We start from the raw sequence: 13,207 nt of genomic DNA, 5'->3' as shown, positions 1-13,207 counted from the left end.
AGCTGGGATCAGGCCGAGTAGTCGCGGAACCCGCGCCCGGTCTTCCGGCCGAGGTACCCGGCCGTGACCAGGTGCTCGAGCAGCGGCGCCGGTGCGAACCCGGGCTCGCGGAACTCGAGGTACAGCGTCCGCTGGATCGCCAGCGCGATGTCCAGCCCGACCACGTCGAGCAGCTCGAACGGTCCCATCGGCAGGCGGCACCCGAGCTTCATCGCCGCGTCGATGTCGTCGACCCCGGCGTAGTGCGCCTCGAGCATCCGGACCGAGTCGTTCAGGTATGGGAAGAGCAGCGCGTTCACGATGAAGCCCGCGCGGTCGCCGCACCGGACCGGATGCTTGCCGGCGGCAACGGCGACCGCCGCGACCGTGTCGGCGACCTCGGCCGCCGTCCCGACCGTGCTGACCACCTCGACCAGCTGCATCACCGGCGCCGGGTTGAAGAAGTGCAGCCCGACCACGTCGGCCGGCCGCTTCGTCGCCATCGCCAGGTCGATCACCGGCAGCGACGAGGTCGTGGTGGCCAGGATCGCGCCCGGCTTGCAGATCTCGTCGAACGTCTCGAACAGCGCCTGCTTGACGCTCAGCTCCTCGACCACGGCCTCGATCACCAGGTCGGCACTCGCCAGGTCGTCGAGCTTCGCCGTACCGGTCACCCGGCGCAGCGCGGCATCGCGCTCGTCCGAGGACAGCTTGCCGCGCTGGACGCCCTTCTCCAGCGAGCGCTCCAGCGTCGCGCGGACCCGGTCGACCTTCTCGGTACCGCGGGCGACGTACAGGACGTCGTACCCGGCCTTGGCGAGGACCTCGACGATGCCGACGGCCATCGTGCCGGAGCCGACGACGCCGATCTGCTGGACCGCCCGGACAGCAGGCGCGCCATCGGCACTCGACGGCGTCAGCTCGTCGTCCACCACGACGGGGGAGTCCGGCGCCTCGTAGGTGTAGAAGCCGCGGCCGGTCTTCCGGCCGAGCAGTCCGGCGGTGACCATCTGCTTGAGGATCGGGGCCGGCGCGTGCAGCCGGTTGCGGCCCTGCTTGTACATCGTGTCGAGGATCTCGTACGCCGTGTCCAGGCCGATCAGGTCGAGCAGCGCCAGCGGACCCATCGGGTACCCGCAGCCGAACCGCATCGCCGCGTCGAGGTCCTCGCGGGTGGCGTACCGCGACTCGAACATCGAGACCGCGTGGTTGAGGTACCCGAACAGCAGCGCGTTCGCGATGAAGCCGGCCCGGTCGGCCGCGACCACCGGGACCTTGTCCAGCCGGCGGGCCAAGGCCTGGACGTCGTCCACCACGTCCGGCTCGGTGACGACGGTCTTGATCACCTCGACGAACTCCTGCACCGGCGCCGGGTTGAAGAAGTGCATGCCGACGACGCGGCGGGGGCGCTGGGTGGCGACGGAGATCTCGGTGACCGACAACGACGAGGTGTTGGTAGCGAGGATCGCGTCCTCGCGGACCACCTTGTCCAGCGCGGAGAAGATCTCGCGCTTCAGCTCGAGCCGCTCGACGACCGCCTCGATCACCAGGTCGCAGTCGGCCAGCGCCTCCAGCGAGGTGGCGAACGTGACCCGGTCGAACAGCGCCTGCTGGTCCTCGACCGACAGCTTGCCGCGCTTGACCGCGCGGTCGGTCGAGTGCTGGATGTGCCCGCGGCCGCGCTCGGCGGCCTCGTCGTCGCGTTCGACCCCGACCACGGTCAGGCCGTTGCGCGCGAACACCTCGGCGATCCCGGCGCCCATCGTGCCGAGACCCACCACACCCACTGTCGTCAGTTCCCGAGCCATGGGTGCACTATGCCAGTCGACGCACTGGTCAGCCCATGAGCTGAGTCACCCGGGAGGCCAACCTCACACGCCCTCGTCGTACGCCACCGGAGTCTCCAGCCAGCCGTCGATCAGCCACTCCGGATCCGGCGCGGCGCACAGCGCGCTGGCGATCGGATTGGGTCGGAGGTCGTGGACGACGAGGTCGCGGACGGGGAGCCAGACGGCGCGGTACGTGCCGCGCTCGGGATCCTCCGAGCCCATCTCGGGACCCTCACCCGCGCCGAAGGAGCCACCGATCGCCTCGGCATGGAAGTAGTGCTGGGTGCTGTCACCGAAGTGCACGACCGCGACCAGGCCGCGGATCTTCACCAGCAGGCCGAGCTCCTCGTGGGCCTCACGCCGAGCGGCCTCGGCCGGACTCTCGCCGTCCTCGACCTGACCGCCGGGCAGGACGTGGTAGCGCCGACCGGACCTGACCCGCTCGATCGCCGCCACCCCGTCCGGGGAGAACAGGACGATCCCGGCGCGGATCACGCGCGGCTCGCCACGACGTAGAACCAGCCACCGAAGCGGCCCTCGCCGCGCTCCCACTGCTGCACGGTCCAGCCGGTGCTCGCGAGCAGGTCGCGGAGCGGTTGCTCCTGCCAGAGCACGAAGTGCCGCGGCAGGTCCAGGTGCCGGTTGGTCCACTCCTCGCCCTTGCCCTCGCGGGTGCCGAAGGCCAGCACTTTCGCCGCGCGGGCGGCCTTGCGGAGGACGTTGGTGAGGTCGGCGCGGTCGAAGTGCAGGAAGACCGCGTCCGCGAAGACGGCGTCGTATGGGCCGCCGAGGTCGTCGGTGATCGCGTTCAGGTGGTCGGCGGCGTACCCGTCGGCGCGCATCATCGCGAGGAAGGCGTGGGTGGCGTCGGTCCGCCGTACGACGAAGCCGCGGTGCTCGAGCTCGATCGCGTCCAGGCCGGTGCCGCTGCCGATCTCGAGGATGCGGGACCCGGGCCCGAGCTGACCGGCCAGCAGGTCGATCAGGTCGAGGTTGGCGCCGGCCGGGATCGTCTCGCGGAACTTGTCCGCGGCCTGCTCGTACGCGGCGAGGGTCAGCTCGTTGTCGCTCGGGACGCGGGTCCAGCCGTCGCCGGTGTGCTCGACGACGGCCGGGAGGGTCAGGCCGAGATCCAGGCCGAGGACGACCACGGTCTCGCCGCGGTGCAGGTCGGCGATCGACTGCAGCTCCGCGTCCGGCCGCTGGGTCAGCTCCGGTACGACGGTCAGCTTGACGCCGAGGCGCTCGGCTAGCTGCGAACCGGCCGCGGCTTCGAACGGGCCGGCGTACACCTGGGCGATGCGTTCGCCGACGGCCGAGTCTTGGAAGTCCCCCGGCAGGAGGAGGATCCGCGCGGGGCACATGAGGTTCATCCGCGCACGTACTCCAGGGCCTCCGCGGCGTAGCCCGGCCAGACCGCCGACTGGGCCAGCGGGATGACAACCCACTCCTTCATCGGGCGGCCCATGCCGGGGTCGAACGGCTCGGCGCCGGGCAGGGCGAGCGCCTTCTCCCGCGGCGCCGGCGGCAGCTTGAAGGTCATCGCGTCGCCGAACATGCCGGCCACCACCTTCTTGCCGATCTTCAGGCAGGGCATCCCGAACATCTTGCCCCGGACCACGCCGGCCGCCTCGAGGGCGTCCGCGACCGCGTCGTACTCCGCGACGGCCTGCTCGCTCACCTTCGGCATCATGTCGTCCACCCTGCCACCTCGACCGGCCCGGCGACATAGGTTCCGGCCGGGATGTGGACTACGGTGCTTTCTCGTGCGCTTGGTGATTGCTACGTGTTCTGTGGACTACTCGGGACGGCTGACGGCCCATCTGCCGATGGCGCCGCGGTTGCTGATGGTGAAGGCGGACGGGTCGGTGCTGATCCACGCCGACGGCGGCTCGTACAAGCCGCTGAACTGGATGTCGCCGCCGTGCAAGCTGACCGAGGACGAGGGGGTCTGGAGCGTCACCAACAAGGCTGGTGAGGAGCTCCGGATCACGCTCGAGGAGGTGCACAGCGACACGTCGTACGACCTCGGGACGGACCCCGGCCTGATCAAGGACGGCGTCGAGGCGCACCTGCAGGAGCTGCTCGCCGAGCACGTCCACACGTTCGGCGAGGGCTGGACGCTGGTACGCCGCGAGTACCCGACCGCGATCGGCCCGGTCGACCTCCTGCTCCGCGACGCCGACGGCAAGCACGTCGCGGTCGAGATCAAACGCCGCGGCGAGATCGACGGCGTCGAACAGCTCACCAGGTACGTCGAACTCCTCAACCGCGACCCGCTGCTCGCCCCGGTCCGCGGCATCTTCGCCGCCCAACTCATCAAGCCCCAGGCCCAGTTCCTCGCCACGGACCGGGGCCTGGACTGCTTGACGGTCGACTACGACGCGTTACGCGGCATGGAGTCCGACGTACTGCGGCTGTTCTAGGCCTCTTCTAACAGGCAACCACCGCGTCGACGGTGAAGCCCTGGGCCGTCACCCCGCTGTCGCTGCTCAGGTGGACGGAACCCGTCGGCGTACTGATGCACGGTGACGTGACCGCGTGGTGGTACGTGCCGGTGTACGTCGCCAGCACGTTGCCGGCGGCGTCCGACACGGTCACGTAGTCGAAGTTCTTCTCCGTGTCGAGCAGGCTGAAGTGGAAGGCGAACCCACCGGTGCCGTTGGCGTAGACCCACGTGCAGTCGGCATTGTTGCCGTACGGGTGCGGCGATCCGAACGGGATGGTCGCGTGGGGGTCGCTCACGCATGGCGGCGGTGGCGGTGTTCCCGGCGTACACCCGTCGTGCACGCCCACGGCTGCCCACGCGGCGCTGACCGCCGCGGCGTCGGTGCCCGCGACCGCGACCGTGCTGTTGCGGGCGTCGCAGAAGTTCGCAAACTCCGGCAGGCTGGTGAAGCCGTCGTAGAACACGTGCTCCGCCCGGGCGAGCCCGAGCGCGGGCACCGTCACGTCACAGTCGGCCGTGTGCGTGTGACCGCTCAGGCTTCCGGTGCAGCCCTTGTTCTTGCCGCCGTTGACGGCCAGGTAGTACGCGTGGTTCGAGATCCCGCTGTTGGTGTGCACGCCGCCGTTGTCGGCGGAGGTGACGACCAGCTCGCTGTAGTGGTCCGGATCCGCGTCCTCCTGCGGGTCACCCATGTTCCGGAACCCCGGGGCGAGGTCCGGAGCGACGTACACGTCCTCGGCGATCAGCCAGTCCGGTGCCGCGGCCGGGTCGAGCCCGTGCTGCGCCGCGTAGAACTCGATGGTGTCGCCCATCATGTCGCTGAACGACTCGTTCAGCGCGCCGGACTCGTTCTCGTAGATGAGGTTCGAGGTGAACTGGGTGACGCCGTGGGTGAGCTCGTGCCCGACCACGTCGAGCCCGCCGGACAACGGCAGGCAGACCTTCCCGTCACCGTCGCCGTACGTCATCTGCTCACCGTTCCAGAACGCGTTGCAGTAGCGGTTCGCGTAGTGCACGGTCGAGATGATCCGCATCCCGTTGCCGTCGATGCTGTTACGCCCGAACGTGGCGCCGTAGAAGTCGTCGACGACGTTCGCGTAGTAGTGCGCGTCGACGCCCGGTGCCTGGCTGGGCGACAGCAACTTGGGCAGGTTGAAGTTCCAGTGGTCGTCGCTGTCGGTCATGATCGTGCCGGGCTGGACGGCCTTGTTGCCGGCGTCGTAGGTCTCCTGACGCCCGTCGGCCGAGCGCAGGTAGTACGTGCTGCCGATGCGGATGGTGGAGAACGTCTTGTGATCGCCCTTGACGCCGGTGCCGTCGCCGGACGCGAGCGCGTCGTACTGCTTCTTCACCGCGCCGGTGGCGGCGTCGACCCATTGCACCCAGCGCTGGGCCGGCCGCTGGCTGACGACCTGGTGGAACAGGCGACCGTCCTTGGGATCGATCCGCAGGGCCGACGACCACTTGCCGGCCGTTCCGACGCGCTTGGCCGCGATACCCCGCGCGGAGGCCGCGGACAGCGAGGCCGAGTTCTTCGCCCGCAGGCCGGGGAAGTACGCCCCGACGACCGCAGTGGTCCGGCCCGAGCGGTCGGTCAGCACGGTCAGCTGACCCCCGAGGACGGACGCGGCACCGACCATTTGCTGGTAGCGGGTCTGGGTGCCGCCACCGGCACGCTTCGCCGACCAGACCTTGACCATGCCCGCCGGTACGGCGAAGGCGCGGGCTGCGGCTCCGGACAGGGCGACCGAGCCGCCACCGAGCTGAGTCGTGGCCACCTGACCGGCCGTCGCGGTCGAACCGCCGGCGGTGACGAGTGCGAGGGCCGCGATCGCGGCCAGGACGCGGATTCGGGGCATGACGACACCTCTCCCGAGCCAATCGGACTTGGACGGGCCGGCCGATCCCCAGCCCCGAGAGTCGCCCCGTACAGTGCCATTCGTACGCCCGCGCGCGGCGACCGGCAAGATCCGGAGCGGGGTCTTCTCCCCCTGACCAAACAGGCAAATTTGCCCGATTTCGGGCAAAACCTTGGCCTTGGCCCCTGGCAGACTGCATGGTTGACTGGTGATCAGTGAGGCGGCGGTGGAGCCGGTGGAGGAACTGGCTGAGCAGGTGAGCCGGACTACCGGACTGTCCCCGGACGTGGCGCGCCGGGTGGTTGCCGACGTGCTGGCCTACTTCACCGAGACGACCGAGGAGTACGTCCGGCGCCGGCACCGTGAGCTGCAGACCTACGGCGCCCGCAACGACGAGATCTTCGCGCGCCTCGGTACCGAGCTCCGGCACTGGCCGGTCCGCTCACCCGAACTCTCCGCCCGGCAGCTGCGACGGATCGTCTACGGCTGACCGGCGGGACACCCACACCCTTTCGAAAGGCACCACTACATGTGCGGAATCGTCGGGTACGTCGGCACCAAGCCGGCCGCCCCCATCCTGGTGGACGGACTCGCCCGGCTGGAGTACCGCGGCTACGACTCGGCCGGAGTCGCGGTCCTCGGATCCAGTGAGCTGAAGGTGCACAAGGACGCCGGCCGGGTCCGTGAGCTGGAGGCGTCGCTGCCCAAGCGGTTCGGCGGCAAGCTCGGCATCGGCCACACCCGGTGGGCCACCCACGGCGGCCCGAGCAAAGACAACGCGCACCCGCACACCAGCGGCAACGAGCGGATCGCGGTCGTGCACAACGGCATCTTCGACAACGCCGCGGCGATCCGCTCGCAGCTCGAGGACGCCGGCGTCAAGCTGCGCTCCGAGACCGACACCGAAGTACTCGCGCACCTGATCGAGCATTCCGACGGCGACACCCTCGAGGAGAAGGTGCTGTCCGCGCTGCGCCGGATCGAGGGCACCTACGGCATCGCGGTCATCGACCTCGAGTTCCCGGACCGGATCGTGGTCGCCCGCAACGGCAGCCCGCTGATCCTCGGCATCGGCGACGGCGAGATGCACGTCGCCTCGGACGCGGCCGCGCTGATCCGCTACACCCGCCAGGTCGTGTACCTGGACGACGGCGAGCTCGCCACCGTCCGCGCCGACGGCTACCGCACCTTCACCCAGGACGCGGCCCCGACCACCAAGACCGCCAAGACGGTCGAGTGGGAGGCCGACGAGTACGAGCGCGGCCTGCACGAGCACTTCATGATGAAGGAGATCCACGAGCAGCCGGACGCGGTCGGCCGGGTCATCCGCGGCCGCCTGGACGAGCGCTTCCACACCGTCCACCTCGGCGGCCTGAACATGGACGCGCGCGAGGCGCGGGAGATCAAGCGGGTCAAGATCCTCGGCTGCGGTTCGGCGTACTACGCCGGCCAGATGGGCGCGCAGTTCATCGAGGAGGTCGCCCGGATCCCCGCTGACGCCGAGCCGGCCTCGGAGTTCCGGTACCGCAATCCGGTGGTCGAGCGCGACACCCTGTATGTGGCGGTGAGTCAGTCCGGCGAGACGCTGGACACGCTGGTGGCCGTGCAGGAGCTGAAGCGCAAGGGCGGCCGGGTGATCGGCCTGGTGAACGCGGTCGGCTCCAGCATCGCCCGCGAGGTCGACGGCGGCGTCTACCTGCACGCCGGCCCGGAGGTCTCGGTCGCGTCGACGAAGGCGCTGACCAACATGGCGGTCGGGTTCGCGATGCTCGGCATCCACCTCGGCCGGATCCGCGACGTCTCCCCCGCCGACGGCCGCCGGCTGATCGAGGGCCTGAAGAAGCTCCCCGAGCACATCCAGTCGATCGTCGCGCAGGAGGAGGAGCTGGCCAAGATCGCCGGCCGGCTCGCCCAGCACGAATCGCTCTTCTTCGTTGGCCGGACCCGCGGTTACCCGGTCGCGCGTGAGGGTGCGCAGAAGCTGAAGGAGATCTCGTACCGGCACGCCGAGGCGTACCAGACCTCCGAGCTCAAGCACGGCCCGCTCGCGCTGATCTCGCCGGACGTGCCGAGTGTCGCGATCGTCCCGCAGGACGAGCTGCTCGACCGCAACATCGGCGCCCTGCACGAGATCGGCGCCCGCTCCGGCCCGCTGTACGTCGTCACCCACCCGGGCGTCGAGGTCCCGGACGGCGTGAACGCGAAGATCGTCGTCCCGAAGAACGAGCCGGAGCTGGACCCGATCCTGCTCACGATCCCGCTGCAGATCATCGCGTACTACGCGGCCGTTGCCCTCGGCCACGACGTCGACAAGCCGCGCAACCTGGCCAAGTCGGTCACTGTCGAGTAGGCCCGAACCGCCAGGCCATCACAACTGCGGCCCACCGGCCCTCGTCACGTTCGTCGTGGCGGGGGCCGCCGCTCTGTGACGGCCTGCAGCTCCGCCCTCGTACGAGCCGTAGAAGTTCTCGTCCGTCGTCGTCCGCTCGCCTGGTGCGCCGGCGGTGGCGACACCGCCGAGCGCCACCCGGTGGGCAGCCTCGGCAGCCCGGCTCTTGTCCGCGCCGAGGTCCTGGAGCGGATGCAGGTCGAACTTCTCGACCAGGCGTTCGCAGACCTGGACGCCGCGGACGGAGTTGCCGACCGGATCCAGCCGCGGTGAGAACGCGACGACCGCGAGCCGCTTGCTCGGCACCACCATCAGGACGTTGCCGGAGACGCCGCTCTTGGCCGGCAGCCCGACCTTGCCGGAGAACTTGCCGGAGTCGTTGTACATCCCGCTGTGCTCCATCACCTTCAGCACCCGGCGGGTGTTCTCCTGGGAGAACACCCGCTGACCCTTGTACGGCGCCACGCCGCCACCGGCCAGGGTCGCGCCGGCCGCGGCGAGCCGTCGTGCGTCGACCTCCAGGGAGCAGACCCGGAAGTAGAAGTCGGTCGCCTCGATCGGGCCGTACATCCGGTTCGAGCGCTTGTACAGCGTGTCCCGGCCGGCCATCGCGCTGGCGAACATGCGGTTGTTGTGGCCCGTCTCCTGCTCGCCCAGGAAGGTTGGCTCGTCCATTCGCACCCTGGCCCCGGCCATCGTGCTCCAGGTGTGCTGGAGCTTCTCGAACCGCTTGGAATCGTCGAGGTCGGCGTCGACCAGGGCGAGTGTCCCGATTGCGCCGGCGTTGATCATCGGGTTGTGCGGCCGTCCGGATGCGTCCAGCGAGCGCAGTGGGTCGTTGAAGGGGCCGCCGCTCTGCTCCTGCCCGACGTACTGGTGCACGAAGTCCGCGCCGTGCTCCTCGAGAGCCATCGCGTAGCTGAACGGCTTGGACGTCGACTGCACGCTGAAGGGGTTCTCGGCGTCGCCGATCATGAACACCTGGCCGTCGGCGGTGCAGACCGCGATCCCGAACTGCTCGGGGTCGGCCGTGGCCAGGGTCGGGATATAGTCGGCGACCTCGCCGGAGCGCTCGTCCAGCAGGTCGGCGTAGATCTCCTCGACGCCCTGGGTGAACTCGGCGAACTCGTCCGTCGGCATGGCCAGGTCGTCCGTCAGCGCCTTCCGGATCACCGGCTCGCGCAGGAGGTACTGGAACTGGTCGCGATCCAGCCACTCGGGCTGGCCGCGCTCGAACGGCGCGATCCGCGCGTCGGCACCGGCGCCGACGTTCTCCAGCACCCAGGGCAGCGCGTGCTCGACCCGCGGATCGTCTGCGCGTAACCCGGCCCGCTCCAGCTCCGCCAGCAGCTTCCACTTCCAGACCACGTTCGTCCGATCGGTGTCGAACGAGCGGAACAGACTCTCCACGTCGAATTCGGCCATGTCACGAGCTTGTATGGCGCGTGTTTCCGAGCCGGTCACCCGGTGTTACGGCAGCGTCAAACACCTGTGTGATCCGTTGCGGCCCTGGCGGCGGCAATTGATACCTTTTCGGCATCATGTTCTCGCTCGATCAGCTGAATGCGTTTGTCGCCGTCGCCGAGGAGCTGCACTTCGGGCGCGCTGCCGAGCGGCTGAACATGACGCAGCCGCCGCTGAGCCGCCAGGTGCAGAAGCTCGAACGCGCGGTGGGGGTGCGGCTGCTGGAGCGCGACAACCGGCGCGTCGAGCTCACCGACGCGGGTCAGGCGTTTCTGACCGAGGCTCGGCGGCTGCTTGCCCTGGTCGAGACTGCGGGTGATCTTGCCCGCCGCGTGGACCAGGGCGCGGCAGGGACGTTGCGGCTCGGCTTCACCGCGACCTCGGCGATCCGGACCCTGGGCCCGCTGCTGCGCCGGTTGTCCGAGGAGCTGCCGGACGTCGACGTGATCCTGCACGAGCGGGTGACGCCGGCGCAGCTCGACGGTCTGCTGCGCGGCGAGCTGGATCTGGGACTCGGCCGGCCGCCGTTCGACACCCGCACGTTCGACTCCCGGATCGTGTTCCGCGAGCCGCTGTACGCCGTTGTCCCCGGCAACCATTGGCTGGCGTCGTTGGGACGTCCACTGGTTCCGGCGGACTTCTCCGACGAGCAGGTGATCAGCTACTCCCCCAGCCAGGCTCGGTACTTCCACGAACTGACAGTCCGGTTCCTCGCCGACTCCCAGCCCCGGATCGAACAGCGGGTGCAGCAGATCCTGACCGTGATCCTGCTCGTCGCCGCCGGTCGTGGGGTCGCGCTGGTGCCCGCGTCTGCGCGGCGGCTCGGCGTCGAGGGCGTGGCGTACTGCGAGCTCGGCGTACCGGGTGAGCCGGTCGAGCTGCACGCGATCTGGCGGCGGGACTCGACCAGTCCGGTGCTGCAGCGGGTGCTGACGATGCTCCCTGAGCATCACTAGATCCACAAACGATCTTGGACAGGTATCCACGGACGTTCTTAGGCTGACCGGCGTGACTCCTTACTCGCCTTCTGAGCTCGCCGCGCGGCTGAAGACCGGGCTGCTGTCGTTCCCCGTCACGCACTTCAACGCCGATCTGAGCTTCAACGAGGGCGGGTACCGGCAGCACTTGTCCTGGTTGAGCCAGTACGACGTTGCCGGACTCTTCGCAGCGGGCGGTACCGGCGAGGGCTTCTCGCTCACGCCGGCCGAGATCGACACGGTCGTGCGTTCGGCGGTGGCCGAGGTGAACGGGCGGGTCCCCGTGATCGCGCCGGCGACCGGCGGTACGGCGACGGCGGTTGAGCAAGCGAGGGCGGCCGAAGCGGCGGGCGCGGACGGGCTGCTCCTGTTCCCGCCGTACCTGACCGAGGCGGGGCAGGCCGGACTGATCGAGCACGTGTCGGCCGTGTGCCGCAGTACCGGGCTCGGTGTCATCGTGTACAGCCGGGCGAATGCGGTCCTGACCGACGTGACTGTCGCGGCGCTGGCGGAGCGGAACGCGAACTTCGTCTGCCTGAAAGACGGTGTCGGGAACGTCGAGCAACTGACGCGGACGTACGCGCGGCTCGGCGACCGGCTCACGTACATCGGTGGGCTGCCGACGGCGGAGACGTTCGCGCTGCCGCTGCTGCAGCTCGGTATGAATACGTATTCGTCGGCCATCTTCAACTTCGTGCCGGAGTTCGCGCTCGGGTTCTACGCGGACGTGCTCGCGCAGAACCGGGCCGAGGTCTACCGGAAGCTGAACGAGTTCGTCATCCCGTACCTGGACCTCCGCGACCGGACCAAGGGGTACGCCGTGTCGATCGTGAAGGCCGGCGTGACGGCGGTCGGGCGCGACGCCGGGCCGGTGCGACCGCCGCTGCAGGACCTGACCGCGGACGAACGGGCGCAGTTGACCGAGCTGATCGGGAGGGTGAAGTGACGCCGACGATCGAGTCCGTGAAGGTTGTCCCGGTCGCCGGGTACGACAGCATGCTGCTCAACCTGAGCGGCGCGCACAGCCCGTTCTTCACCCGCAACATCGTCATCGTCACCGACAGCTCGGGCCACACAGGCCTGGGCGAGGTGCCTGGCGGCGAGTCCATCACCACCACGATCCGCGAGGCCACGGCGCTGTTGATCGGCCAGCCGTTGGCCCGCTATCGAAGCTTGCTACACACCGTCTCCACCACGTTTGCGGGCGAAGACAGCAGTGGCCGCGGGCTACAAACATTCGACCTCCGCACCACGGTCCATGCTGTGACAGGGCTCGAGTCCGCGCTGCTGGACCTGCTCGGCCAACATCTCGGCGTACCCGTAGCCGAATTGCTTGGCGACGGGCAGCAACGCACCGAGGTCCCAGTCCTGGGTTACTTGTTCTACGTCGGAGATTCAGCCCGGACGGACCTTCCTTATCTGACCGAACCTGGCGGCGGCTGGACCGGGCTGCGACGTCAACCCGCGCTGACCACCGACGCGGTGGTCGAGCTGGCGGTTGCCGCTCAGGAGCGCTACGGCTTCAAGGACTTCAAGCTGAAGGGCGGCGTGTTCGACGCTGCGACCGAGATCGAGGCGGTCCGGGCCCTCGCCAAGCGGTTCCCGAAGGCTCGGATCACCATCGACCCGAACGGTGCCTGGTCCCTTCGCGAAGCGATCGCCGTCTGCTCCGGACTGGACGACGTACTCGCGTATGTCGAGGACCCTTGCGGCGCCGAGCCCGGGTACTCCGGGCGCGAGACGATGGCCGAGTTCCGCCGCGCGACCGGGCTCCGGACGGCGACGAACATGATCGCGACCGACTGGCGCGAGCTCGCGCACGCGATCCGGACGGACGCCGTCGACATTCCGTTGGCCGACCCACACTTCTGGACGATGGCCGGGTCGGTGCGGGTCGCGCAGCTCTGCCGCGACTTCGGACTGACCTGGGGCTCACACTCGAACAACCACTTCGACATCTCGCTGGCGATGTTCACGCACGTGGGTGCCGCGGCGCCGGGTGAGATCACCGCGCTGGACACGCACTGGATCTGGCAGGACGGGCAGGCGCTGACCAAGGACCCGTTGCAGATCGCCGGCGGAGCGATCGCCGTACCCACTGGGCCAGGTCTGGGTGTGGAGCTTGATCGCGAGGCGTTGGCCGCCGCGCACGAGCTGTATCTGCGGCAGGGGTTGGGATCGCGCGACGACGCGGTGGCGATGCAGTACCTGATCGAGGGCTGGACCTTCGACCCGAAACGGCCGTGTTTGCTGCGCTGAGC

At 69.3% G+C, this 13,207-nt stretch carries 12 protein-coding genes; 6 read left to right on the top strand and 6 right to left on the bottom strand.

The features are described from left to right. Positions 1 to 8: 8 nt before the first annotated feature. The 4 genes from AB0E69_RS27690 to AB0E69_RS27675 form a co-directional block, all read right to left on the bottom strand. Positions 9 to 1,787: a 3-hydroxybutyryl-CoA dehydrogenase gene (locus AB0E69_RS27690; protein ID WP_360152147.1), complete on the bottom strand. Its 1,779-nt coding sequence runs from the start codon at positions 1,785 to 1,787 to the stop codon at positions 9 to 11. 63 nt (positions 1,788 to 1,850) lie between these two features. Beyond that, on the bottom strand, positions 1,851 to 2,303 hold the full coding sequence (locus AB0E69_RS27685; protein WP_360152144.1) for an NUDIX domain-containing protein: 453 nt from the start codon (positions 2,301 to 2,303) through the stop codon (positions 1,851 to 1,853). Then, positions 2,300 to 3,181: a class I SAM-dependent methyltransferase gene (locus AB0E69_RS27680; RefSeq protein ID WP_360152141.1), complete on the bottom strand. Its 882-nt coding sequence runs from the start codon at positions 3,179 to 3,181 to the stop codon at positions 2,300 to 2,302. Before AB0E69_RS27680 ends, AB0E69_RS27685 begins: the two co-directional genes overlap by 4 nt. Beyond that, on the bottom strand, positions 3,178 to 3,510 hold the full coding sequence (locus AB0E69_RS27675) for a hypothetical protein (protein ID WP_360152138.1): 333 nt from the start codon (positions 3,508 to 3,510) through the stop codon (positions 3,178 to 3,180). The genes AB0E69_RS27680 and AB0E69_RS27675 overlap by 4 nt, the downstream gene beginning before the upstream one ends. 64 nt (positions 3,511 to 3,574) lie before the next feature. Between AB0E69_RS27675 and nucS the strand changes: the two genes are divergently transcribed. Beyond that, positions 3,575 to 4,234: an endonuclease NucS gene (gene nucS, locus AB0E69_RS27670; RefSeq protein WP_360152135.1), complete on the top strand. Its 660-nt coding sequence runs from the start codon at positions 3,575 to 3,577 to the stop codon at positions 4,232 to 4,234. A gap of 7 nt (positions 4,235 to 4,241) precedes the next feature. Here the strand turns inward: nucS and AB0E69_RS27665 are convergent, their stop codons facing one another. Further along, positions 4,242 to 6,116 carry a M4 family metallopeptidase gene (locus AB0E69_RS27665; RefSeq protein ID WP_360152132.1) on the bottom strand — a complete coding sequence of 625 codons (1,875 nt, stop codon included), beginning with the start codon at positions 6,114 to 6,116 and terminating at the stop codon, positions 4,242 to 4,244. 211 nt (positions 6,117 to 6,327) lie between these two features. Between AB0E69_RS27665 and AB0E69_RS27660 the strand changes: the two genes are divergently transcribed. Beyond that, a complete protein-coding gene (locus AB0E69_RS27660; RefSeq protein ID WP_360153095.1) occupies positions 6,328 to 6,606 on the top strand; it encodes a hypothetical protein in 279 nt (92 codons plus the stop codon). A gap of 39 nt (positions 6,607 to 6,645) precedes the next feature. Further along, complete coding sequence (gene glmS / locus AB0E69_RS27655; RefSeq protein ID WP_360152129.1) at positions 6,646 to 8,466, top strand: glutamine--fructose-6-phosphate transaminase (isomerizing); 1,821 nt, start codon at positions 6,646 to 6,648, stop codon at positions 8,464 to 8,466. Positions 8,467 to 8,484: 18 nt separating this feature from the next. Here the strand turns inward: glmS and glsA are convergent, their stop codons facing one another. After that, on the bottom strand, positions 8,485 to 9,930 hold the full coding sequence (glsA, locus tag AB0E69_RS27650) for a glutaminase A (protein WP_360152126.1): 1,446 nt from the start codon (positions 9,928 to 9,930) through the stop codon (positions 8,485 to 8,487). A 116-nt stretch (positions 9,931 to 10,046) separates the two neighbouring features. Between glsA and AB0E69_RS27645 the strand changes: the two genes are divergently transcribed. From AB0E69_RS27645 to AB0E69_RS27635, 3 genes are read left to right on the top strand one after another with little or no spacing between them, the layout of a single operon-like run. Beyond that, complete coding sequence (locus AB0E69_RS27645; protein WP_360152123.1) at positions 10,047 to 10,925, top strand: LysR family transcriptional regulator; 879 nt, start codon at positions 10,047 to 10,049, stop codon at positions 10,923 to 10,925. Positions 10,926 to 10,977: 52 nt separating this feature from the next. After that, on the top strand, positions 10,978 to 11,892 hold the full coding sequence (gene kdgD / locus AB0E69_RS27640) for a 5-dehydro-4-deoxyglucarate dehydratase (protein WP_360152120.1): 915 nt from the start codon (positions 10,978 to 10,980) through the stop codon (positions 11,890 to 11,892). Next, positions 11,889 to 13,205 (top strand): enolase C-terminal domain-like protein, encoded by a 1,317-nt coding sequence (locus AB0E69_RS27635; protein WP_360152117.1) that lies wholly within the window; start codon positions 11,889 to 11,891, stop codon positions 13,203 to 13,205. Before kdgD ends, AB0E69_RS27635 begins: the two co-directional genes overlap by 4 nt. Positions 13,206 to 13,207 lie beyond the last annotated feature (2 nt).

The sequence above is a fragment of the Kribbella sp. NPDC026611 genome (genome assembly GCF_040638345.1).
Taxonomy (GTDB): Bacteria; Actinomycetota; Actinomycetes; order Propionibacteriales; family Kribbellaceae; genus Kribbella.
The sequence above is the reverse complement of the archived record's forward strand: the minus strand, read 5'-3'. Positions and strand labels throughout refer to the sequence as shown.